This is a genomic window from Mesorhizobium sp. RCAM 06353 (assembly GCF_059683585.1).
The window spans coordinates 4269451-4291143 of record NZ_CM185031.1; the positions used below are offsets into that span (position 1 = coordinate 4269451).

Genomic DNA, 21693 nt, shown 5'->3' on the forward strand with positions numbered 1-21693 from the left:
CATTGCGCTGGTAAGGGCCAACCCTGCGCGACGTCCATGGCGTCCGAATGAGTGCGAGTTCGGGAACAATAATGGCAGACAGAACCCAGCTGAGAGTAGCCGACAACAACGACATCGCTGACGATGATCCGTTCGCGGAACTGACCAGGATCATGGGATTCGACCCACGCCAGCCGGTCAAGCAGCAGGCGCCGGCCCAACCTCAGGCCGCTAGTCAGTCTACGCAAGAGGACGATTTCGACATTGACCTCGAAAAGGAACTGATGGGCGAGTTCGGCGCTGGCGACAGCGACGCCGCTCCGGTTGTCGAGGCTTATGAGCCGGCATTCGAAACGGCGGCCACGCATCCTGCTGACGACGATCTTGTGGCTGACGACGATCTTGCGCTGTCGCTCGACGACGATTTTCATCTGGACTTCACCGGTGCCGATGACCACGCGGTCGTCGCCAGCCATGCAATTCCGGGCGCTGCCGAAGCCGCGCCGGCTGTCGAACCTGCCTTCGACGTCGATTTCGACAATGCCGTTGCCAGTTCGCTCGAGGCTGTTTCGCCCTTCGAGGACGATCTGCCGATGGAGGACGAGCTTGCCGCGTCGCTCGATCAGGATTTCCATATCGAGGACCATGCCGTCCAGATCGAAAACGACGCCGTCGAGCCCCAGCATGCCGTTGCCGAAGTGCCGGTGGCTGTCGAGCCGGCCCCCGAGCTTGAATTCGATGATGCGGTCGCGCTTTCGCTAGAAGACGAGCTGATGCTGGACGACCATTCGATGGATCAGCGCCATGTGGCTGCGACCGCGGTCGACTATCCAGAACCGGTGCTGGCCACCGCGCATGAGGCCCAGGCGATTTCCGACGAGGATTTCGAAGGTCACTTCGACGACGCCATGGCTGATGTCGATATGGATTTTGACGTTCAGGCGAACGAGCCGGTGGCCTTTGACGGCGCGGAAACGCACGAAGTGCGCGCCGATCCCGTTGATACCAGGGGCGACTTCTCAAGCTCTGAGGCCGTTTCGGATGATGCGTTCGACCTGAACTTGGACGACGCGTTCGCCGAGCCTGTCGAAGAGCCGGTCGCCGAGGTCGCGACCGCCGCGGTCCAGCCGATCGCTCCGGCAGCCATCATGGCCGAGCCGGTGCGGGCCCCCGTGGCGGACGAACGAAGCCTCGAAGACGAGTTGAACGCGCTTCTGGGTGCCATGACGGCGCGCACGCTGCCGTCGGCCAAGGAGCCTGTCGTGGCTCAGCCTGTCATCGCTCAGCCCTTTGTGGCTCAACCGGCTGCTGCTCCCGTTCAGTCGTATACCGCCGCGCCTGCAACGGCTGCCGAGGAAACTGCCGATCTCGACTGGGATCTCGACGAACAAGCGCCCGAGGATCTGCATCCCTCCAGTGCGGCTCACGCCGCCGATACCGATCTCGACAATCTGCTGCTCGATGAGCTCCAGGGCCAGGATCTTGGCTCTGATGCTACTGATCATGTCGACGTCGATTTCGACAATGATGCGTTCGATGCGGCCTTGGCCAGGAACCTCGATCCGCGTGACGAGGTCGCTTCCCACCAGGATCAGGCCGATTCCCTCGATTGGCTGGCCGACCGCTCCGCGCCGACCGAGCCGACCCGTTCGTGGAGCCGCGTGACGCCGGTTCCCCAGCAGCCGGCATTCGCCGCGCAGCCGGCCACCTCGACGGCGGCCAGGGCCGCCGCGGCTGATGTGGCCCCAGCAGTGGCCGCTGTACCGTCCTACCATGCGCCCGACCCGGTTGCGGCTGCTCCCTATGCAGCCCCCGTATCCGCACTGCCGCCGCGCCAGTCCTCGCGCTACGAGGAGATGCCTGATGTCGAAACGGTTGATGTGCCGGAGCGCGTCGTGGCGCTGGCGGACGATCTCGACATCCCGGAACTGCATTTCGAGGAAGATGAGCCGGCCTCGCCTGGCTATGACGATCTCGACGCCGAGTTCGCCAGCCTGCTGACGGAAATGAATTCGGTGGAGGTCGCGCCTGCTCCTGCTGCTCCCGCGAGCAGCGCTGCCTATGCCGACGAATCCTACAACGCTGGATTCACCTCGGGCTATCAGGCGCCATCCTATGAAGAGCCCAAGCCGGCCTTGCAGCCGGAAGCGCGGACCTATGCGGCGCGTCCGGCGGAAATGCCGGCCCGCGCTGCGGCAAACACAGGCTATGCCGACGCCGCCGACGGCTTCGATCTCGACAATTTGCCCGGCAGCCAGCCGGTCTCGCAGGCGGACGATTTCACCGTCGATGAACTCGACTATGATCCCGAACTGGACGAGGCGATGTCCGTTCCGGGTCTCGGCGAGCGGGAGGCGGCCAGGCCTTCGGGCCGCCGCGGCCTGTTCATCGCCGCGATTGTCGGTGCTGTGGCGATCGCAGGCGGCCTTGGTGCCTTTGCCCTGTCCTTCGGCGGCAAGGGCGGCAGCGAAGCACCGGTGATCGTCAAGGCCGACAATTCGCCGATCAAGGTCAAGCCGGAAAATCCGGGCGGCACCGTGGTGCCGAACCAGGACAACAAGGTCTATGACGCGGTGGTCAAGGGCGCCAAGCCCGCTGAACCGGTGCAGCAGAAGCTTGTCACCAACACCGAGGTTCCGGTGGACGTGCAGGCGAAGGATCCGGCCCGTGCCGTCGATCTTTCTGCTGACCAGAGTGCCGCCGCCGGCGCCGCCGACGACGGCAATGCCGCGCCGACCGCAAGTTCTGCGCCGGCCGACAATGCGGCGCCAGCGCCCAAGTCCGAGGATCGGATCGCGCAGGTGCTGCAGGATACCGACAAGGGCACTAACACCGATGTCGTCGCCGTTGCCCCGCGCAAGGTGAGGACCATGGTGGTCAAGTCGGATGGCTCGCTGGTGCCGCGCGAGGATCCAGCACCGGCCGCGCCGCAGGTAGCTGCGGCTGAGCCGAGCGATCCGGCGCCGCAGCATGTCGCCCCGTCGGCCCAGGCCGACGCCGACCAGACCGGCACCGTGGCGCCTGCCGCGGCCCAGGCGGACGACGAGCCGGCTCTCAAGCCGGCAGCCAAGCCGGCGAAGGCGCAGTCAGCCAACACTCCGGCCAAGGTTGCGATCGCACCGCAGCGTCCGTCCGATCAGCCGGTCGACGTCGTCGGCGAGGTCAAGCCCGATCAGGTCGCTTCCATCGATCCGGCAACGACGGCGACCGGTGGCGGTTCGTGGTCGATGCAGGTTGCCTCGCAGCCGACGGTGGAAAGTGCCCAGTCGACCTACCAGGATCTGCAACGCCGCTATGGTAGCGTGCTTGCCGGCCGCACCGCCAATATCGTCAAGGCCGAGATTGCCGGCAAGGGCACGTTCTACCGCGTCCGTGTCGTGGCCCAGTCGCGCAACGATGCTATCAATTTGTGCACCAGCTACAAGGCTGCCGGCGGCAACTGCTTCGTCTCGCGCTAGACGCGTTTCAATCAATCAAAGCCGGCGCGGCCCAAGTTCGTGCCGGCTTTTTCATGTGCCCAGCGTTTTTCATGTGGAAGCACGTCACGTGCTTTCACGCATGTGTCCCGAGACGATTCCCTTTGATCGCTCGAAGCCCTAAACTCCTGATATGACCGAATCAAAATCCATGATCCTCGGCTGTGCCGGGAAATCGCTCACCCGCGAAGAAATCAATTTCTATCGCAATGAATGCCCATGGGCCTTCATCCTGTTTGCCCGCAACATTGGCGAGACCGAGCAGATCCGCGATCTGGTCGCCGAGATGCGCGACTGTATCGGACGCCCGGACGCGCTGGTGTTCATCGACCAGGAAGGCGGCAGGGTGCAACGCCTGCGGCCGCCGCTGGCGCCGAACTATCCGGCCGGCGGGGCGCTTGGCGCGCTGTGGCGCGACGATCATGACGCCGGCGCCCGTGCCGCTTGGCTGATGGCGCGCCTGCACGCCTTCGACCTCTTGCGCTACGGCATCACGGCGGATTGCTTGCCGGTGCTCGACGTGCCGATCGAAGGCGCGAGCGATGTGATCGGCGCCCGCGCCTACGGCAAGGAGCCGCGTCCGGTCATTGAACTCGGCCGTGCCGCCGCCGAAGGCCTGATGGCCGGCGGCGTGCTGCCGGTGATGAAGCACATTCCCGGCCATGGCCGGGCCTTTGCCGACACACATTTCGAGCTGCCAATAGTCAACGCCTCGCTGAGCGATCTGCAGCGGCATGATTTTGCCCCGTTCCGGGAGCTCAACGACCTGCCGATGGCGATGACGGCGCATGTCGTCTACAGCGCCATCGACCCCAACAACCCGGCGACCACCTCCGGCAAGGTCATCGACGAGATCATCCGCCGCGAGATCGGCTTCGATGGGCTCTTGATGAGCGACGACACCTCGATGAAGGCACTTTCTGGGGATTTCCCGACAAAGGCGGCCTCGATCCTTGCGGCGGGCTGCGATCTGGTCCTTCACTGCAACGGCGTTTTCGAGGAGATGGCGGGCATCGCGTCGCGCACCAAGGGGCTTGAGGGCAAGTCTCTGGAGCGCGCAAAGCGGGCACTGACCTATATAAAGAAACACGACGCGGTCGAGGAAACCGAGATACGCGCTGAATTCGCTACCTATTTCGATGCGGTGGCCTAGCAAAAGGAAGTGACAGGGACAGTGGCGGAAACATTGGAAAGCAAGGCCGCGAAGGCCGCACCGATGGACCGCCTTTGGGCCGAGAATGATGATTCACGCGTCACCGGCGACCCCTCGCTAGTTGTCGATGTTGCCGGCTTCGAAGGTCCGCTCGATCTCCTCCTGCATCTTGCCCGCACACAAAAGGTCGATCTGGCACGCATCTCGATCCTGGCGCTGGTCGAGCAGTATTTGACGTTTGTCGAGACGGCGAGGGCGCTGCGGCTGGAGCTTGCCGCCGACTATCTGGTGATGGCGGCGTGGCTCGCCTTCCTCAAATCGAAGCTGTTGATCCCCAAGCAGCCGGGTGAAGAGGGCGAGAGCGGCGAGGAACTGGCCGCGGTGCTGCAATTCCGGCTGAAGCGGCTGGAAGCCATGCGCGATGCGGCGGCGCGTCTGGTCAACCGCAACCGGCTCGGTCGCGACGTGTTCGAGCGCGGCATGCCGGAAATGGTCATCATCGAGAAGCGCAACGCCTATTCGGCGTCGCTATACGATCTCTTGACCGCCTACGCCCAGCAGCGGCAGAAGCAGGCGATCAACAACGTAACCATCGCCAGGCGCGGTGTCTGGTCGCTCAAGGACGCGCGCGACATCCTGACCCGCCTCGTTGGGGCTGTCAGCGACTGGACGACGCTGGAAAGTTTCCTGATCGTGTACATGACCAGTCCCGAGGAGAGGCGCACGGCGATCGCCAGTTCCTTCGCGGCAACATTGGAACTGGTGCGCGACGGCACGATGGATTTGCGGCAGGATCAGACGTTCGCGCCGATCTATCTCCGCGGCCGGGCGCAGCCAATCAAGGCAGTCGAGGTGGCATCATGAGCGAACGCGCCAACGCTTCGGTTATCCCCTTCAAGGTGGATGATGGGCCGGAAGAGGGGGATCTCGACCAGGTTTCCGTCCAGAATCCGGCACAGAACCCGGCCGAGCGCCTGCATATGGCGGAGGCCGTGCGCATGGCGGAGGCGATTGTCTTCGCCAGCGCCGAGCCGGTCAGCGAAAAGCAGCTTGCCGCGCGCCTTCCTGACGGCATCAACATCGCCCTTGCCATGGCCGAGTTGCAGCAGGTCTATGCGCGGCGCGGCGTCAATCTGGTGCGCGTCGGCGACGCCTGGGCGTTCCGCACCGCCGGCGATCTCGCCTTCCTGATGAGCCGCGACACGGTGCAGCAGCGCAAGCTGTCGCGGGCGGCGCTGGAAGTGCTGGCGATCATCGCCTACCACCAGCCGGTGACGCGCGCCGAGATCGAGGACATCCGCGGTGTCGAGACGTCAAAAGGCACGCTCGACACTCTGCTTGAGACGGAATGGGTGCGCATGCGCGGCCGCCGCAAAACACCCGGCCGTCCCGTCACCTACGGCACCACCGAAACCTTCCTCGACCATTTCGCGCTCGAGGAAATCCGCGATCTTCCCGGCATGGAGGAACTGAAGGGGGCCGGCCTGCTTTCGGGCCGCATGCCGTCGAACTTCTCCATTCCGCAGCCGCCGGCCGATCCCGATGCGCTGACCGAGGACGAGGATCCGCTGACCGACATCGACCTTGAGGAACTCGGCCTTTTGACGCCGCGCGTCACGGAAGATTGACCGCGAGCGTCTATCAAAAGCGGCTTTACGCCTTTACATGCGCCGTTTGGTAGCGGGCCGCTTTGCCGAAAATGCGTGACATCCGCCAGCCTTTCATAAACTCTGTCGCGGTTGTGTTTGAATCCCAACGCGAAAACGCATAGATCATCGCCAGGGAAAACATTCGAGAGAGATTTGCTATGGGTTCATTTTCGATTTGGCACTGGATGATCGTGCTGGTCATCGTGCTTCTGGTGTTCGGCCGCGGCAAGATCCCCGAGTTGATGGGCGACATGGCCAAGGGCATCAAGAGCTTCAAGAAGGGCATGGCCGACGACGACGTCGCCGAGGACAAGCGCACCGTCGAACACCGTGCCGATGAGACCGTTTCGGCCGTGAAGGAAAAGGCCAGCAAGAGCTGAGCCAAAAAGTTCTAGTCGGAACAGATTGCCATGTTTGAAGTCGGCTGGACCGAAATGCTGGTGATCGCGATCGTTATGATCGTGGTCGTCGGGCCGAAGGATTTGCCCAACATGCTGCGCACCTTTGGGCGCACGACGGCGAAGCTGCGTGCCATGGCCGCCGACTTCCAGAAACAGTTCAACGAGGCGCTGAAGGAAGCCGAACTCGACGACGTCAAGAAGTCGGTCGACGAGCTCAGGGGCCTCAGCCCCGTTGCCGAAATCAAAAAGCAGCTCAATCCGTTCGAGCAGGCGGCGGCCGATGTCCGCGCCGGTGTCGACGCGGCGATGAAGCCGAAGCCGGCCGCTGATCCGGCAACGCCCGCCGCTTCGACGCCACAGGCGGCCGAGCCGTTGAAGAATGGTGCGACGGAAATGCCCGGCGTCAGCGGGCCGGAAGCTGCGCCTTCAACGCCGATTTTCCCGGCGATGACCGATGAATCGGTGGTGGGGACATCCACGGAACCCGCCGTGGTGCCGAAGACATCCGCGGCCAGGAAAGCCGTCAAGACGGCGCCGGCAGCGAAAGCGCCGTCCAAGGCCGCGACTTCCGCGAAGGTGGTGACGGCAAAAGCCGCACCCGTGGTGAAGGCGAAAGCTGCGCTTGCGAAGCCCGCCGCCGCCAAGGCGACTGCTGCCAAGGCGACTGCTGCAAAGACCGTGGCGAAAGCCGAACCGAAGCCTGCCGCGGCGAAGAAGCCGGTGGCCAAAAAGACGGCTGGAGCCGCCAAGTGAGCGTTTCGGACAAGGAAAAGGACGAGATCGAGAAATCGTCCGCTCCACTGATGGAGCATCTGATCGAGCTGCGCCGGCGGCTGATCTGGTCGCTGGGCGGCTTCTTCGTCGCCTTCCTGGTTTGCTTCTTCTTCGCCAAGCGGCTGTTCAACCTTCTGGTCGTCCCTTTCAAATGGGCGACGAAGTGGGCGGGTCTCGATCCGCACAAAGTCGAGCTGATCTACACCGCGCCGCAGGAATTCTTTTTCACGCAGGTCAAGCTCGCCATGTTCGGCGGCATGGTCATCGCCTTTCCGCTGATCGCCACGCAGATTTACAAATTCATCGCGCCCGGCCTCTACAAGAACGAGCGCAACGCCTTCCTGCCGTTCCTGATCGCGTCGCCCATCCTGTTCCTGATGGGCGCTTCGCTGGTCTATTTCTTCTTCACACCGATGGTGATGTGGTTCTTCCTAGCCATGCAGCAGGCCGGCACCGACGACCAGGTGCAGATTTCGCTGCTGCCGAAAGTGTCGGAATATCTCAGCCTGATCATGACGCTGATCTTCTCCTTCGGCCTGGTGTTCCAACTGCCGGTGGTGACCAGCCTGATGACGCGCGTCGGCATGCTGTCGTCCAAGGGGCTGGCCGAGAAACGAAAATGGGCGATCGTCATTGCTTTCATCGTCGCGGCGGTGCTGACGCCGCCCGATCCGATGAGCCAGATCGGCCTGGCCCTTCCGACCATCCTGCTCTACGAGGTTTCCATCTGGGCCGCACGGTGGATCGAGCGCGACCAGGAAAAGCAGCGGGTTGCGCGCGAGAAGCAAGAGGCCGGGGAGACCGTGGCCGATAAAACGCCGGACGAGCCTCCAGCGCCGGCTGCTTCGTAAAACAACAGGCAGCGGCGGAAAGAGACCGTCGCTGCCCGGTCTATCTTGCATCAATCAAGGATGCGGTTTACGCCCTCTCGCATAGCTGAGGACGGATAAACCATGCTTGACATCAAATGGATTCGCGACAACCCGAAGGCCCTTGTCGAGGCGCTGGTGAAGCGCTCGTGGTCGGCCGGTGAGGCGCAGTCCACGGTCGACGGGCTGATCGCCAAAGATGAGGCGCGGCGCGAACACGTCACCGAACTGCAGACCAAGCAGGAGCGCCGCAACACCGCCTCGAAGGAGATCGGCAACGCCATGCGTTCGGGCGATGCCGCCCTTGCCGAAAGGCTGAAGACCGAAGTCGGCGAGATCAAGACCTTTATCCAAAACGGCGAGGCGCGCGAGCGCGAGCTCGACAAGGCGCTCAACGACGCGTTGGCAGTGCTGCCCAATGTGCCGCTCGACGACGTGCCGGTCGGCAAGGACGAGCACGACAATGTCGTCAAACACATTGTCGGCACGGTGCCGACGCGGCCGAACTGGGTGAAGGAGCATTTCGAGATCGGCGAAGCGCTCGGCATGATGGATTTCGAGCGGGCGGCAAAGCTGTCGGGCTCGCGCTTCACCGTGCTGAAGAGCGGCCTGGCGCGGATGGAACGCGCGATCGGCCAGTTCATGCTCGACCTGCACACGACCGAGCATGGCTATGAGGAAGTGATCCCGCCGCTGATGGTCCGCGACGAGGTGCTTTTCGGCACCAACCAGCTGCCGAAATTCGAGGAGGATCTGTTCTTTGTGCCGCACGGGGAGGGCAGGCTTGGCCTGATCCCGACCGCCGAAGTGCCGCTCACCAACCTGGTGCGCGAAGAAATCACCGCGCATGAAAAGCTGCCGCTGCGCTATACGGCGCTGACGCCGTGCTTCCGTTCGGAAGCAGGCTCGGCCGGGCGCGACACGCGCGGCATGCTGCGCCAGCACCAGTTCTACAAGGTCGAGCTGGTGTCGATCACTGATCAGGAATCCTCGCTCGCCGAGCATGAGCGGATGACGCAATGCGCCGAGGAAGTGCTGAAGCGGCTGGAATTGCCGTTCCGCACCATGGTGCTGTGCACCGGCGATATGGGCTTTGGTGCACGCAAGACCTATGACATCGAGGTCTGGCTGCCCGGCCAGAACGCCTATCGCGAAATCTCGTCCTGCTCTGTCTGCGGCGATTTCCAGGCGCGGCGCATGGATGCCCGCTACAAGGACAGGGATGGCAAGGGCAACCGCTTCGTCCATACGCTCAACGGGTCCGGCACCGCTGTCGGCCGCGCTCTCATAGCTGTCATTGAAAACTACCAGAATGAGGATGGCAGCGTAACCATTCCTGAAGTGCTGCGGCCTTACATGGGCGGTCTGGCAAAGATCGAAGCGAAATAATGCGCATTCTTCTGACCAATGATGACGGCATTCATGCCGAGGGGCTGGCGTCGCTCGAACGCGTCGCCCGCACACTGTCGGACGACGTCTGGGTGGTGGCGCCGGAGCAGGACCAGTCCGGCTATGCGCATTCGCTGTCGATCTCGGAGCCGCTGCGGTTGCGCAAGATCGGCGAGAAGCATTTTGCCGTGCGCGGCACGCCGACCGATTGCGTTATCATGGGGGTGAAGAAGATACTGCCTGGCGCGCCGGACCTGATCCTGTCCGGCATCAATTCCGGCGCCAACATCGCCGACGACGTCACCTATTCCGGCACCGTCGCCGGCGCCATGGAAGGCGCGCTGCTCGGCATCCGCTCGATCGCGCTCAGCCAGGGCTACTCCTATGTCGGCGAGGATCGCGTCGTCCCCTATGAGACCACCGAGGCGCTGGCGCCGGCACTGCTAAAGAAGCTGGTCGCGACGCCGCTGCCGGACGGCGTGCTGCTCAACGTCAATTTTCCGAACTGCCTTCCCGAAGAGGTCGCCGGTACGGTCGTCACCTCGCAAGGCAAGCTCGTGCACAGCCTGTGGGTCGATGAGCGCCGTGACGGGCGCGGCCTGCCTTACTATTGGCTGCGCTTCGGCCGCGAGCCGGTCGAAGGCAAGCAAGGCACCGACCTCTACGCGCTGCGCAACCGTCTGGTGTCGGTGACGCCGTTGCAGCTCGACCTCACCGCGCATGAGATCCGTGACCAGCTGAGCAAGGCGCTTGCATGAACCTGCCAATCGATGACCGCGAGGGATTTGCCGCTTTCCTGTTGCGCCTGCGTGGCAGGGGAACGGTTCCGAAGGCGCTGATCGCGGCTTTCGAGGCGACACCACGGCGCGGTTTCCTGGCGCCCCATTTCCACCAGATCGCCTGGTCGGACCGCATGCTGCCGATCGAATGCGGCGAGGCGATCGAAGGCGCCGACATGCAGGCGGCGGTGATCGCGGCCCTTGCCATCGAAGCGGGAAACCGCGTGCTCGAGATCGGCACCGGCTCCGGCTACACTTCGGCGGTGATGTCGCGGCTGGCGGCGCGCGTCGTGACCATCGATCGCTACAAGACGCTGGTCGAACAAGCCAGGCAACGTTTCGAGGCACTCGGTATCGGCAACGTCATCGTCCGCCAGACGGACGGCTCCGGCGGCTTGCCGGCCGAAGGACCGTTCGACCGCATCGTCGCCTGGGCGGCCTTCGACAGCCTGCCGCGATTCCTGCTCGACCAACTGTCCAGCGGCGGCATCGTCATCGCGCCGATCGGGCCGGAGGAGGGCGAGCAGGTGCTGGCCAAGCTGACCAAGGTCGGCAGCCGTTTCGAGCGCGAGGATATCGGCCTGGTGCGGCTGCAGCCGATCCTGCGCAGCGTCGCGGCGGTGATCTAGGCGCGTTGAGATTCAGGTGAGGCCGGCCTGCAAATGGCTGATACCTGCGCTTCCGGTGCTCACGTACTGAAGTACGCTCCGCTCCGGTTCTCGGTATCAACCATTTTCGACTCGGCCTGACCTGAATCTCAACGCGCCTCCGGCGCCCCAAAATGTTTTAAGAAAATTTTCGTCGGATTCTAATGGGTTAACCGCCCAGTAACATTAACGCGCTTTAATCCTGTCTCAGTTGGTGCAGCGTTTGTGCGGGTTAGTGCGATGCAACTCAGTGTTTTGAAGACAAACAGTCGCAATCTGGCGCGGGGCTGCGCTGTTCTCATGATTGCGGGGGCCGCCGCCGGGTGCAGTTCCCAGGCCTCGCGGTTCAACAGCGTCGACGATGTCTTCACTTCCTCGACAAACAATCAGCGCGCCATCATCAACAAGCAGGATGCCGCGCAGCCCTATCCGGGCGATGTCTCCGCCGCTCCGCTCGACGGCAGCCACACCCAGTCGGTCAGCCGCTCCAGCCTCGAGCCGGTTTCGAGTCGGCCGTTGCCGCCGCCCGTTTCAGCCCAGGCCGCGCCGGCACTCGCGCCTGCCGCCAATCCGGTGCGTGTCGCATCGGCGCCAGCCATGGTGCGCCCGGCGCCGCATGTCGACAGGGTGACAACCGGCACTGTCGAGCCGGCGGCCAAGCCGTTCAAGAATGCCCAGCCCGACGCGCCGAAGATGGCAGAAGCGGGCAGGCCGCACGCGACCGAGATCGTGGTCAGGGACGGTGAAACGATCAATGGCATCGCGCAGCACTACAAAGTGCCGGCCGACGTCATCATGAAGGTCAACGGGCTTAGCGCGACCAAGGGCCTGAAGACCGGGCAGAAGCTAGTCATCCCGGCCTATGCCTATTCGAGCAAGGCCGAACCGAAGGTCGCAGACGCAAAGCCGGCGAAGGATGGCAAGCACGATTTGCCGGCCACCGCGCCGGACAAGGTCGCCGTCCTGCCGCAGCAGCCGAAGCTCAAGGAAGGCAAGTCCGCCGCGCAGGTCGACGCTTCGGCCGCCGCGAGCCAGCCCAAGGAGCCCAAGCCCGCGCAGGTCGCCAAGGCAACTGGCGCCGCGGGCACCTATACGGTCCAGTCGGGTGACACGATGTCCTCGGTCGCCAGGAAGACCGGCGTCGGCGTCGTAGCGCTGAAGCAGGCCAACGGCATGAAGGACGGCTTGCTCAAGATCGGCCAGACCCTGAAGGTGCCGGCCGGCGGAACCGCGACGGTCGCCAGTGCCAAGCCGGCGAAAGTCGATCCGGTAACCACTGCAACCACGCAGCCTCCGGCGAAGACCACGCCGTCCGAAACGCTGGCGTCCTACACGCCGCCGAAGAAGGACGCGAAGGTCATCCAGCAGGCCGAGGACGACGACGCGGTCGCGCCGGATGCCACGGGGATCGGCAAGATGCGCTGGCCGGTGCGCGGCCGGGTGATCTCCGGTTTCGGATCCGGCAAGGACGGTGTCGACATCGCCGTGCCGACGGGCACGCCGGTCAAAGCGGCCGAGAACGGCGTCGTCATCTATGCCGGCGACGGGCTCAAGGAATTCGGCAACACGGTGCTGGTGCGCCACGAGAACGGCCTGGTCACCGTCTATGGCCATGCCAGCTCGATCGAGGTGCAGCGCGGCCAGAAGGTCAAGCGCGGCCAGGAAATCGCGCTCTCGGGCATGAGCGGCACGACGGACTCGCCGAAGCTGCACTTCGAAGTGCGCAAGAACTCGGCGCCGGTCGATCCCTCGGGTTATCTCGAATAGAATAAAAAAAGCGATTTGCGGGCCGTCTGACCTCCAGTCCAGCCCGCCGGCTCAGCCCGTTCCGCAAGGAGCGGGCTTTTTCAGTTTTGTCCAAAAGCCCGCTCGCAGGGCTCACATATGATCACGGAGCGTGTCGGCGATCATCTCCTCAAGGCTGCTGGCCTTCACGCCCAGAAGCGCCTCGGTGTCGGAGGAATCAACCAGCAGGGGGCTCTGGAAGAGGTAGCTCATCTCGATGAGCTCATGCATGCCCAAGGCTTCCATCTCGGCGACGGAATAGGAACGTATCTCTGAAACCTCTCGTGCCACCATCGCGGCGGTTTTCCAGATGAGCTGCCGGGGCGAGGCGTGTTGCGAGGGAACGTGAAACGCCCGTCCCCATTCACCCGTGTAACGGGCTGCCGCGACCAGTGTGCTCGCGACGTCCTTGGTGAAGGTCCAGGCATGAGTTGCGTCGAGGTCTCCAATGAAGGCGGTGGGCTTGCCCTCGATGATGGAGGGCAGCGCAACCAGTGAGAAATAGCTGATCGCGCCATGTCCGAGATAATCGCTGGAGCGTATTTCGATCGCCGGTACATCGGCACGGACCGCCCGCTGCCACATGATCGTCCTGGCGGTTCCCTTCTTCGAAGTCGGGTCCAGCGACAGGTCGGAGCGAAGCGGGCTGTCGGCATTTTCCCCATAACCATAGAGGTTTCCGAGGACAATGAGCTTGGCGCCGACCGCTTCGGCCGCGCGCACGGTGCCGTCAATGATGGGGAAAAAGTCGGTCGGCCAGCGATGATATGTGGCCATGGCACACATGAAGATCGCATCGGCGCCTTGGCAGATACGCGACAGTTCCGAGGCATCCGTGGCGTCGGCCTGTATGGCTCGCACGTTCCGCAACGCGTTTGAACCGACGCTTCGGCTTGTGAGAACGACCTCATGTCCTTCTTCGCTGAGAAGGCGAGCGGTCTCGCGACCAACCGGGCCTGCACCGACAACAACATAGAAATTCATGGCAACCTCTCTTCCAAGTTTGATGGAGAGCTACAGGTTCGCGGCATTGAAAATCGCGCGGGAATTGCCAAATCTTGAACAGGTTTCGCCATGAATCGAGAGAGCATGCGCCCGCAATTCGCTCCGGCCCGATCTCCGTCAGACGTGACAATGGTTTCCCGGCATATCGAGGCGGGCGTCCATCGTCTGTCGCGGGCGCCACACCATCGCATCATGGTGCATGCAAGCGCCGCGACGCGGTCCTACTGCGATCAGGTTGGGCGATATTTCGTCAGGCGCGCCGGCGATATCGACCTGGTGCCGGCTGGCGAGGAGGGCGGTTTCGAGGCTGAAACCCCGTTCGACACGATCGAGATTGGCTTGCTGCCAGCCTTGATGGAAAGGGTAGCGGCGGAACTTGGCGGCAGGGCGCTGGTAACGCGGCTCGACACGCGCCATTTGCTACGTGACCAGCGCATCGAGCATCTTGCTCGAGCACTCCGGAGTGATTTCGATGCAGGCGCGCCGAGTGGCTCACTGTTTGCCGACAGCGTTGGCGCCGCGCTCGCGGTGAGGCTGCTTGGCCTCGATGGTTCAGACATCGATCGAACGAACCGGTTGTCGGATACCCAGCTCAAGCGTGTCCTGGACCACATTGAGGCCGCTCTCCATGAGCCGCTTTCGATCCATCGACTAGCCCGGGTTGCCGGCGCGAGCAGCTCGCATTTGCGGACATGGTTCAAGGTGGCGACGGGTGTCACCCTGCATCGCTACGTGTTGCGTCGTCGCGTCGAACGCGCGCGCGTTCTGTTGCAGCAGGGCGATCTCAGCACCAGCGAGGTTGCGGAATTGACGGGCTTCGCACACCAGTCGCATCTGGCGCACTGGATCCGCCGCGAGATCGGCCAAACGCCGCGTGATTTGCGACGGGGGCGGCCGCCCAAATGACATCCCGCAATTCGCTTTAGCGACGCTTCAATCCTTCAGCGGCTTGCCAAGCCGGCCGGCCAGGTCCTGGGTGAACTGCCAGGCGACGCGGCCCGAACGGCTGCCGCGTGTCGTCGCCCATTCCAGCGCCTCGGCGCGCAGCTGCTCGGGGTCGATGTCGAGGCCGTGATGGCTGGCATAGCCGTTGATCATCTCGAGATATTCGTCCTGCGAACATTTGTGGAAGCCGAGCCAAAGTCCGAAACGATCGGACAGCGACACCTTTTCCTCGACCGCTTCGGACGGGTTGATGGCGGTCGAGCGCTCATTGTCGATCATGTCGCGTGGCAACAGATGGCGGCGGTTCGAGGTGGCGTAGAAGATGACGTTGGCCGGGCGGCCTTCGACGCCCCCTTCAAGTGCCGCCTTCAGCGACTTGTACGAGGTGTCGTCATGATCAAAGGACAGATCGTCGCAAAACAGGATGACGCGGAAAGGCGCCGCCTTCAGCAAACCCATCAGTTTCGGCAGCGTGTCGATGTCCTCGCGGTGGATCTCGATCAGCTTCAGCGGCAGATCGGATTTGGCCTTGGCATTGATCTCGGCATGCACGGCCTTGACCAGCGACGATTTGCCCATGCCGCGCGCGCCCCACAACAGCACGTTGTTGGCCGGGTGGCCGGCGGCAAAGCGCTCGGTGTTGTCGACAAGGATGTCGCGGACGCGGTCGACGCCGCGGATCAGGCCGATGTCGACGCGGTTGACCTTGCGCACCGGTTCCAGATAGCCGGGATCGGCTTGCCAGACGAAGCAGTCGGCCTCGCCGAGGTCGGTTTGAGGCACCGGCGGCGGGGCGAGGCGGCCGACAGCCTCGATCAGGCGGTCGAGTTTCTTGTTGAGGGCGTCGATGCTGCTATCGGTCATTTCAGGTCTTTTTTGGTTCGTTTTCTTGGGCGGGCAGGTGGGGGCGTTCGATTCCGTCGGGTTCGAAACCGGTTCCAACCGTTTGTTCGAGCGTGATCTTTTCGGAAAACCGGCTCGCGCTTTTCGCGGTCATGCTCTAACACGGCTCAACAAGCCGGAAAAGCAGCCGATTTGGCTGGCCGCGCAGTTGCATTGACAACTTTACCGACTATATTCCGGCCAAATTTCAAGGGGCCGCCAAACTCCGCAGGACGGTTGGCGGCTGTTTTTAAAATTCAGGAGTACTCTCGATGTTCGTGACACCGGCATACGCCCAAGGCATCGGCGGCGCCTCTCCCGATATGCTCATCAGCATTTTGCCGTTTGTCCTGATTTTCGTGATCATGTATTTTCTGATCATCCGCCCGCAGCGCACGCAGCTGAAGAAGCGCGGCGAGATGCTGGCGGCGGTCCGTCGCGGCGACACGGTCGTCACCGGCGGCGGTTTCGTCGGCAAGGTGACGAAGGTGATCGACGATAACGAGCTCGAGATCGACCTCGGCGGTGGCACCAAGGTGACGGCGCTGCGCTCGACGATCGCCGACGTGCGCGTCAAGGGCGAACCGGTGGCCAACCAGAACGCCAAGAAATAATCCAATTCCAGGCGGAGCGATCCGCGGACACGCTCTGACGGACGACGCCATATGCTGTATTTTTCGCGCTTCAAGATGATCCTGATCTGGGTGGCCGTGGCCATCACAGTGATCCTCGCCGCGCCCAATCTGTTCCCCACCAGCACGCTGGCTCAGCTGCCGAGCTGGGTGCCGAAACGGCAGATGACGCTCGGCCTCGATTTGCAGGGCGGTTCGCACATCCTGCTCGAGATGAACCAGAACGATCTGATCAAGGATCGGCTGGAGACGACACGTGACGAAATCCGCACGCTGCTGCGCGACGCCAAGATCGGCTATACCGGCCTTGCCGGCACCGGGCGGACCTTGCAGGTCCGCATCACGGATCCAGCCCAACTCGACGCCGCAAAGACGGCGTTGAAGACCTTGACCGATCCTGTCGCCGCCGGCCTGTTCAGCGGCGGCTCCATCCAGGAAATGTCGCTGGACGATTCCGAACCGGGCCTGCTCAAGTTCACCGTTACCGACGCCGGTATCAAATACCGCACATCGACCGCATTGGCGCAGTCGATCGAAGTGGTCGAGCGCCGCGTCAACGAGCTCGGCACCACCGAGCCTATTGTGCAGCGGCAAGGCGACGACCGCATCCTTGTCCAGGTTCCGGGCCTGCAGGATCCGCAGCGGCTGAAGGAAATCCTCGGCCAGACCGCAAAGCTGACCTTCCAGATGGTCGATCAGTCGATGCCGGTGCAGGACGCGCTCAAGGGGCGCCCGCCCGCGGGTTCGTCGGTGCTCTATTCCCAGGACGATCCGCCGGTTCCGTATCTGATTGAAAACCGCGTCATCGTTTCGGGCGAAAACCTCGTCGACGCGCAGGCGACGTACAATTCGCAGAACAACGAGCCGGTGGTTTCATTCCGCTTCGATTCGAAGGGCGCCGCCCGCTTCGGCCAGGCGACCTCGCAGAATGTCGGGAAGCTATTCGCCATCATCCTCGACAACCAGGTGATCTCGGCGCCGCAGATCCGTGAACCGATCCTCGGCGGCACCGGCCAGATATCAGGCAATTTCACCGCCCAGAGCGCCAACGATCTCGCCGTGCTTTTGCGTGCCGGTGCGCTGCCTGCGACATTGACGGTCATCGAGGAGCGCACGGTCGGTCCGGGCCTTGGCCAGGATTCGATCCATGCCGGCAAGGTGGCGGGCATCATCGGTTCGATCCTCGTCGTTGCCTTCATGTTCGTCGCCTACGGCTTCCTCGGTTTCCTCGCCAACATCGCGCTGGCGGTGCACGTGGCGATGATTGTCGGACTGTTGTCGCTGCTTGGGGCGACGCTGACCTTGCCTGGTATTGCCGGTATCGTGCTGACCATCGGCATGGCGGTCGATTCCAACGTGTTGATCTACGAACGTATCCGTGAGGAACGACGTGCCGGCCGCTCTGTGATCCAGGCGATCGACACCGGCTTCTCGAAGGCGCTGGCGACCATCGTCGATTCCAACGTCACGTCGCTGATCGCTACCGTGGTGCTGTTCTATCTCGGCACCGGCCCGGTCAAGGGCTTTGCCATCACCTACGCGATCGGCATCCTGACCACGGTCTTCACCGCTTTCACCTTCACGCGCCTGCTGGTGTCGATCTGGCTGCGTCGCGCCCGTCCGAAGGAATTGCCGAAGGCTCCGGTGACCTTCATTCCACCGGGTACCAAGATCCCCTTCATGGGCATTCGCCGCTGGACGTTCGCGCTGTCGAGCTTCCTGTCGGTGCTGTCCGTGGTGCTGTTCATGACCGTGGACATCAATTACGGCATCGACTTCAAGGGCGGCTCGATGATCGAGGTGAAGGCCAAGAGCGGCGATGCCAATATCGGCGATATCCGCAGCCGATTGATGGAGCTCAACATCGGCGAGGTGCAGGTGCAGCAGTTCGGTGCGCCGAATGACGTGCTGATCCGCGTCGGCACGCAGGATGGCGGCGAGAATGCCGAGCAGACGGTCATCGACAAGGTGCGCGGCGAACTGCAGGACCAGTATGATTTCCGCCGCGTCGAAGTGGTGGGACCAACGGTTTCCGGCGAACTGGCCAAGCAAGGTACCATCGCCATGCTGGTCGCCCTGATCGGAATCCTGGTCTATGTCTGGTTCCGCTTCGAATGGCAGTTCGCGGTCGGCGCCATTGTTGCGACCGTGCACGACGTGGTCATGACGCTCGGCTTCTTCGTTATCACCGGGCTGGAGTTCAACCAATCGTCGCTGGCGGCGATCCTGACCATCATCGGCTATTCGCTGAACGATACGATCGTGGTCTATGACCGCGTCCGCGAGGATCTGCGAAAATACAAGCGAATGCCGCTGCCGCAGCTGTTGAACAACGCCATCAACGAGACGCTGTCGCGAACGACGCTCACCTCGGTGACGACGATCCTGGCGCTGTTGGCTCTGGTGCTGTTCGGTGGCGAAGTCATCCGCTCCTTCACCATGGCGATGCTGTTCGGCGTCGTCTTCGGCACCTATTCGTCGATCTTCATCGCCGCACCACTGCTGATCCTGTTCAAGCTGCGGCCGCAGGCTTCGGCCGATGAGGAGAAGCCGGTCAGCGGCGGCAAGGCGGTCGCGACCTGACGCGCGACCCCGAAGGGATGACAGAGTGATGACCGGCAAAGGCATCGTCATCCGCGAGGCGCATTTCCCCGGCCGCGCGCCGATCGAGGCCTACGGCAATGGCGGGTTCCGCTTTGCCGACATGTCGCATCGTGGCTCACTGCTGTGCCTGCCTACAGGGATCCATGGCTGGGAGCCGGAAAATCCGTTGGCATTGACGGTAGCGGATTTCGACAGACTACTGGCCGAGGCCGACAAGGTCGAGATCCTGCTGGTCGGCATGGGCAGGGATCTCCGGCCATTGCCGTCGGCACTGCGGGCGGCGCTGAAAGAAGCTGGCATTGCGTCCGACCCGATGTCGACCGGGGCTGCGGTGCGGACCTACAATGTCCTTCTGGCGGAAGACCGCGCCGTGGCTGCCGCGCTCATCGCCGTCGATTGATATGTCGCAGAATACAGAAATCGTCATGGATTCGGTGCGCGCGGCCGACCATGACCGGTATCTGACGGCGCTCTACGCGCCAGCCGACAAGCGCGATGCGCTGTTTTCGCTTTATGCTTTCAATGCCGAAATCGCCGGCATCCGCGACCGCATCCACGAGCCGTTGCCGGGCGAGGTGCGGCTGCAATGGTGGCGTGACCTCATCGCCGCCGACAATGACGGCGCAGGCATCGGCCATCCCGTCGCCGACGCATTGAAGGCGACAATTTCCGCCCATGGCCTGCCCAAGCTCGCCTTCGACAACATGCTCGAAGCGCGCATCTTCGATCTCTACGACGATCCGATGCCGTCGCGCACCGATCTCGAAGGCTATTGCGGTGAGACTGCGGCTGCGCTGATCCAGCTTGCGGCGATGATGCTCGATCCCGTCGAGGCGTCCCGCTTCGCTGAACTGGCTGGCAGGGCGGGCTGTGCGCAGGCGATGACCGGCCTCCTGCGTCTGTTGCCGCTGCACCGCAAGCGCGGGCAGTGTTTTGTCCCGGCCGACATCCTGGCGGCGGCGGGATCTTCGCCGGAAGAATTCGTTGCCGGCGCTGGCGGGCCTGGGGCGCAGCGCGCGGTGGCGGCGATGATTGCGCTGGCGCGCGAACACCTTTCTGCTTTCGAGCGGGGCGCTACCGGGCTGCCGGCGTCGTTGCGCCCTGCATTCCTGCCGCTGGCGCTGTCGCGCGCCTATCTCGACAAGATGGAAGGCTCGCGCCATTCACCGCTCGACGGCGTCGTGCGGTTATCCGCCGTGCGTCGGCATTGGCTGCTGTTGCGGCGCGCGGGCAAGGGCTGGCCGGCACTTTGACGTAAACGTCAATCGTGTTAAGGATTCGGCCGCGCCGAGAACTGTCGCCGAAGACGACAGGCCGGCCCGGAGGAAATCCATGAGCCTGCCCGTTCTGGTCGCGATCGTCGCCCTTGGCATTGCGCTGTCGGTTGCAGCCGTGCATTTCACCGGCGGCAGCAAGACGGCAACGCTGACCGGTGCGGATCAGGCGTTGATCCGTTTCGCGGAGGATTACCCTGACGAGATAGCTGCGACAGTCCGTCTGACGGCGGATGCCAAAACAGCATTTCTGGATCTTCGACGAGGGCGCATCGGCATCGTCCACAGCATCGGCGACTGCTTTTTGACCCGCATCGTCACGGCTGGCGACACAAGGGTGTCCAGCGCTGACGAGGCCAACACGATTCTGATGCGGCTGACGGACTTCACCTGGAAGGGCGGCCGCTTCCGCTTTGCCGATGCCAGCGATGCGCAGGCTTTGCTGAAGGCTGTTGAACCACGCCATTCAGATGCCGCCAGGGAGGCCGCGTGATGGACAGTTATGATTTTCCGCAGGTCACCCAGCTGGCCATTCCGTTCTTCGTCGCCGCCATCCTGATCGAGCTCGGGCTGGTGCGCACAGGCCGCGCCAAAGGCTCATTCGAGACGCGCGACACTCTGACCAGCCTGATGATGGGCACCGGCAATGTCGTCGCCGGGCTGCTGCTTGGAGTCGTCTCCTATTGGGCGCTGTTGTGGCTGTGGCAGTTCCGCGTCTTCAATCTCGGCCTGTCGGTCTGGGTGTTCCTGGCCGCCTTCCTGCTCGATGATCTGCGTTACTATGTCTACCACCGCATCGCGCACCGGGTGCGCTGGGTGTGGGCCGAGCACGTCAACCATCACTCGAGCCAGCACTACAATCTGTCGACGGCGCTCCGGCAGAGTTGGACCGGGCTGTTCACCTTCATGTTCGTGTTGCAGGCGCCGCTTGTGCTGCTCGGCTTCCACCCGGCGGTGATTGCTTTCACCTTCGGCTTCAACCTGGTCTGGCAGTTCTGGATCCACACCGAGACCATCGGCAAGATGTGGGGCTGGTTCGAATTCGTCTTCAACACGCCATCCCACCACCGCGTCCACCACGCCACCAATCCGCGCTATCTCGATGCTAATTATGCCGGCACGCTGATCGTCTGGGACCGCATGTTCGGCACCTTCGTTGAGGAGTTGGAGGAGGACCGGCCGCGCTATGGCATCGTCAAGAATCTCGGCACCTTCAACCCGCTGAAAGTGGCCTTCCACGAGTGGATCGGCATGTTCAGGGATGCTTTCGCGCCGGGTCTTTCACTCAGCGATCGCCTGAATTACCTGATCAAGCCGCCCGGCTGGAGCCATGACGGCTCGCGCGAGACGTCGGAGAGCCTGAAGGCCGCCTATGTCAGGCGAAATCCGGGTGAGGCGGGGAAGCCGGGGCTGCCGATGGCGGGTGCCGAGCCGGCGGAATAGGTGTACT

22 protein-coding genes are annotated in these 21693 nt (G+C 63.1%); 20 read left to right on the top strand and 2 right to left on the bottom strand.

All coding sequences use genetic code 11. From position 1 onward, the window contains the following. The first annotated feature begins 71 nt into the window (after positions 1-71). The 11 genes from AC56QX_RS20605 to AC56QX_RS20655 all read left to right on the top strand — a co-directional run bounded on the left by AC56QX_RS20605 (position 72) and on the right by AC56QX_RS20655 (position 12883). The gene (locus tag AC56QX_RS20605) at positions 72-3437 is read left to right on the top strand and encodes an SPOR domain-containing protein (protein ID WP_497110259.1); all 3366 of its coding nucleotides are present in this window, start codon (positions 72-74) and stop codon (positions 3435-3437) included. Between the two features lie 151 nt (positions 3438-3588). After that, entirely contained in the window at positions 3589-4608 is a 1020-nt protein-coding gene (gene nagZ, locus AC56QX_RS20610; protein WP_497110260.1) for a beta-N-acetylhexosaminidase, read from the top strand. A gap of 63 nt (positions 4609-4671) precedes the next feature. Continuing rightward, complete coding sequence (locus tag AC56QX_RS20615) at positions 4672-5472, top strand: segregation and condensation protein A (RefSeq protein WP_497117830.1); 801 nt, start codon at positions 4672-4674, stop codon at positions 5470-5472. After that, the gene (gene scpB, locus AC56QX_RS20620; RefSeq protein ID WP_497110261.1) at positions 5469-6236 is read left to right on the top strand and encodes an SMC-Scp complex subunit ScpB; all 768 of its coding nucleotides are present in this window, start codon (positions 5469-5471) and stop codon (positions 6234-6236) included. The genes AC56QX_RS20615 and scpB overlap by 4 nt, the downstream gene beginning before the upstream one ends. Before the next feature lie 179 nt (positions 6237-6415). Then, entirely contained in the window at positions 6416-6637 is a 222-nt protein-coding gene (locus tag AC56QX_RS20625) for a twin-arginine translocase TatA/TatE family subunit (protein WP_013895102.1), read from the top strand. A 30-nt stretch (positions 6638-6667) separates the two neighbouring features. After that, on the top strand, positions 6668-7411 hold the full coding sequence (tatB, locus tag AC56QX_RS20630) for a Sec-independent protein translocase protein TatB (protein ID WP_497110262.1): 744 nt from the start codon (positions 6668-6670) through the stop codon (positions 7409-7411). Further along, the gene (gene tatC / locus AC56QX_RS20635; protein WP_497110263.1) at positions 7408-8283 is read left to right on the top strand and encodes a twin-arginine translocase subunit TatC; all 876 of its coding nucleotides are present in this window, start codon (positions 7408-7410) and stop codon (positions 8281-8283) included. Before tatB ends, tatC begins: the two co-directional genes overlap by 4 nt. Before the next feature lie 102 nt (positions 8284-8385). After that, positions 8386-9690, top strand: coding sequence for a serine--tRNA ligase (serS, locus tag AC56QX_RS20640; protein WP_497110264.1), 1305 nt, complete (start codon positions 8386-8388; stop codon positions 9688-9690). Then, positions 9690-10448 (top strand): 5'/3'-nucleotidase SurE, encoded by a 759-nt coding sequence (surE, locus tag AC56QX_RS20645; RefSeq protein ID WP_352655206.1) that lies wholly within the window; start codon positions 9690-9692, stop codon positions 10446-10448. Before serS ends, surE begins: the two co-directional genes overlap by 1 nt. Further along, a complete protein-coding gene (locus tag AC56QX_RS20650) occupies positions 10445-11098 on the top strand; it encodes a protein-L-isoaspartate(D-aspartate) O-methyltransferase (protein ID WP_497110265.1) in 654 nt (217 codons plus the stop codon). The genes surE and AC56QX_RS20650 overlap by 4 nt, the downstream gene beginning before the upstream one ends. Positions 11099-11356: 258 nt before the next feature. Beyond that, the gene (locus AC56QX_RS20655; RefSeq protein WP_497110266.1) at positions 11357-12883 is read left to right on the top strand and encodes a peptidoglycan DD-metalloendopeptidase family protein; all 1527 of its coding nucleotides are present in this window, start codon (positions 11357-11359) and stop codon (positions 12881-12883) included. Between the two features lie 111 nt (positions 12884-12994). Here the strand turns inward: AC56QX_RS20655 and AC56QX_RS20660 are convergent, their stop codons facing one another. Then, complete coding sequence (locus tag AC56QX_RS20660; RefSeq protein ID WP_497110267.1) at positions 12995-13885, bottom strand: NAD-dependent epimerase/dehydratase family protein; 891 nt, start codon at positions 13883-13885, stop codon at positions 12995-12997. Between AC56QX_RS20660 and AC56QX_RS20665 the strand changes: the two genes are divergently transcribed. Together AC56QX_RS20665 and AC56QX_RS20670 are read left to right on the top strand one after the other, a co-directional pair. After that, the gene (locus AC56QX_RS20665) at positions 13811-13963 is read left to right on the top strand and encodes a hypothetical protein (protein WP_497118067.1); all 153 of its coding nucleotides are present in this window, start codon (positions 13811-13813) and stop codon (positions 13961-13963) included. The genes AC56QX_RS20660 and AC56QX_RS20665 overlap by 75 nt on opposite strands. A gap of 27 nt (positions 13964-13990) precedes the next feature. Next, positions 13991-14812, top strand: coding sequence for a helix-turn-helix domain-containing protein (locus AC56QX_RS20670; protein ID WP_497110268.1), 822 nt, complete (start codon positions 13991-13993; stop codon positions 14810-14812). A 27-nt stretch (positions 14813-14839) separates the two neighbouring features. Here the strand turns inward: AC56QX_RS20670 and AC56QX_RS20675 are convergent, their stop codons facing one another. Next, on the bottom strand, positions 14840-15715 hold the full coding sequence (locus AC56QX_RS20675) for an ATP-binding protein (RefSeq protein ID WP_497110269.1): 876 nt from the start codon (positions 15713-15715) through the stop codon (positions 14840-14842). On the opposite strand from AC56QX_RS20675, the gene AC56QX_RS20680 reads away from it, so the two are divergent. The 7 genes from AC56QX_RS20680 (at position 15699) to AC56QX_RS20710 (ending at position 21686) form a co-directional block, all read left to right on the top strand. Beyond that, the gene (locus AC56QX_RS20680) at positions 15699-15911 is read left to right on the top strand and encodes a hypothetical protein (protein ID WP_497110270.1); all 213 of its coding nucleotides are present in this window, start codon (positions 15699-15701) and stop codon (positions 15909-15911) included. The two genes, AC56QX_RS20675 and AC56QX_RS20680, sit on opposite strands and share 17 nt — an antisense overlap. Before the next feature lie 94 nt (positions 15912-16005). Next, a complete protein-coding gene (yajC, locus tag AC56QX_RS20685) occupies positions 16006-16347 on the top strand; it encodes a preprotein translocase subunit YajC (RefSeq protein ID WP_027043763.1) in 342 nt (113 codons plus the stop codon). A gap of 51 nt (positions 16348-16398) precedes the next feature. Further along, positions 16399-18948: a protein translocase subunit SecDF gene (gene secDF, locus AC56QX_RS20690; RefSeq protein ID WP_497110271.1), complete on the top strand. Its 2550-nt coding sequence runs from the start codon at positions 16399-16401 to the stop codon at positions 18946-18948. 28 nt (positions 18949-18976) lie between these two features. Then, a complete protein-coding gene (locus tag AC56QX_RS20695) occupies positions 18977-19369 on the top strand; it encodes an Mth938-like domain-containing protein (RefSeq protein WP_497110273.1) in 393 nt (130 codons plus the stop codon). A gap of 1 nt (position 19370) precedes the next feature. After that, positions 19371-20222: a phytoene/squalene synthase family protein gene (locus AC56QX_RS20700; protein WP_497110274.1), complete on the top strand. Its 852-nt coding sequence runs from the start codon at positions 19371-19373 to the stop codon at positions 20220-20222. 79 nt (positions 20223-20301) lie between these two features. Next, the gene (locus AC56QX_RS20705) at positions 20302-20736 is read left to right on the top strand and encodes a hypothetical protein (RefSeq protein WP_497110276.1); all 435 of its coding nucleotides are present in this window, start codon (positions 20302-20304) and stop codon (positions 20734-20736) included. Beyond that, positions 20736-21686, top strand: a complete 951-nt coding sequence (locus AC56QX_RS20710) for a sterol desaturase family protein (protein WP_497110278.1) — start codon at positions 20736-20738, stop codon at positions 21684-21686. The genes AC56QX_RS20705 and AC56QX_RS20710 overlap by 1 nt, the downstream gene beginning before the upstream one ends. Positions 21687-21693: the final 7 nt, after the last annotated feature.

Coding starts and splice junctions, on each gene's coding strand:
- AC56QX_RS20605 (WP_497110259.1), top strand. CDS start 72: ATGGCAGACAGAACCCAGCTGAGAGTAGCCGACAACAACGACATCGCT.
- nagZ (WP_497110260.1), top strand. CDS start 3,589: ATGACCGAATCAAAATCCATGATCCTCGGCTGTGCCGGGAAATCGCTC.
- AC56QX_RS20615 (WP_497117830.1), top strand. CDS start 4,672: ATGGACCGCCTTTGGGCCGAGAATGATGATTCACGCGTCACCGGCGAC.
- scpB (WP_497110261.1), top strand. CDS start 5,469: ATGAGCGAACGCGCCAACGCTTCGGTTATCCCCTTCAAGGTGGATGAT.
- AC56QX_RS20625 (WP_013895102.1), top strand. CDS start 6,416: ATGGGTTCATTTTCGATTTGGCACTGGATGATCGTGCTGGTCATCGTG.
- tatB (WP_497110262.1), top strand. CDS start 6,668: ATGTTTGAAGTCGGCTGGACCGAAATGCTGGTGATCGCGATCGTTATG.
- serS (WP_497110264.1), top strand. CDS start 8,386: ATGCTTGACATCAAATGGATTCGCGACAACCCGAAGGCCCTTGTCGAG.
- surE (WP_352655206.1), top strand. CDS start 9,690: ATGCGCATTCTTCTGACCAATGATGACGGCATTCATGCCGAGGGGCTG.
- AC56QX_RS20650 (WP_497110265.1), top strand. CDS start 10,445: ATGAACCTGCCAATCGATGACCGCGAGGGATTTGCCGCTTTCCTGTTG.
- AC56QX_RS20655 (WP_497110266.1), top strand. CDS start 11,357: ATGCAACTCAGTGTTTTGAAGACAAACAGTCGCAATCTGGCGCGGGGC.
- AC56QX_RS20665 (WP_497118067.1), top strand. CDS start 13,811: ATGTCCTTCTTCGCTGAGAAGGCGAGCGGTCTCGCGACCAACCGGGCC.
- AC56QX_RS20660 (WP_497110267.1), bottom strand. CDS start 13,885: ATGAATTTCTATGTTGTTGTCGGTGCAGGCCCGGTTGGTCGCGAGACC.
- AC56QX_RS20670 (WP_497110268.1), top strand. CDS start 13,991: ATGCGCCCGCAATTCGCTCCGGCCCGATCTCCGTCAGACGTGACAATG.
- AC56QX_RS20680 (WP_497110270.1), top strand. CDS start 15,699: ATGCTGCTATCGGTCATTTCAGGTCTTTTTTGGTTCGTTTTCTTGGGC.
- AC56QX_RS20675 (WP_497110269.1), bottom strand. CDS start 15,715: ATGACCGATAGCAGCATCGACGCCCTCAACAAGAAACTCGACCGCCTG.
- yajC (WP_027043763.1), top strand. CDS start 16,006: ATGTTCGTGACACCGGCATACGCCCAAGGCATCGGCGGCGCCTCTCCC.
- secDF (WP_497110271.1), top strand. CDS start 16,399: ATGCTGTATTTTTCGCGCTTCAAGATGATCCTGATCTGGGTGGCCGTG.
- AC56QX_RS20695 (WP_497110273.1), top strand. CDS start 18,977: ATGACCGGCAAAGGCATCGTCATCCGCGAGGCGCATTTCCCCGGCCGC.
- AC56QX_RS20700 (WP_497110274.1), top strand. CDS start 19,371: ATGTCGCAGAATACAGAAATCGTCATGGATTCGGTGCGCGCGGCCGAC.
- AC56QX_RS20705 (WP_497110276.1), top strand. CDS start 20,302: ATGAGCCTGCCCGTTCTGGTCGCGATCGTCGCCCTTGGCATTGCGCTG.
- AC56QX_RS20710 (WP_497110278.1), top strand. CDS start 20,736: ATGGACAGTTATGATTTTCCGCAGGTCACCCAGCTGGCCATTCCGTTC.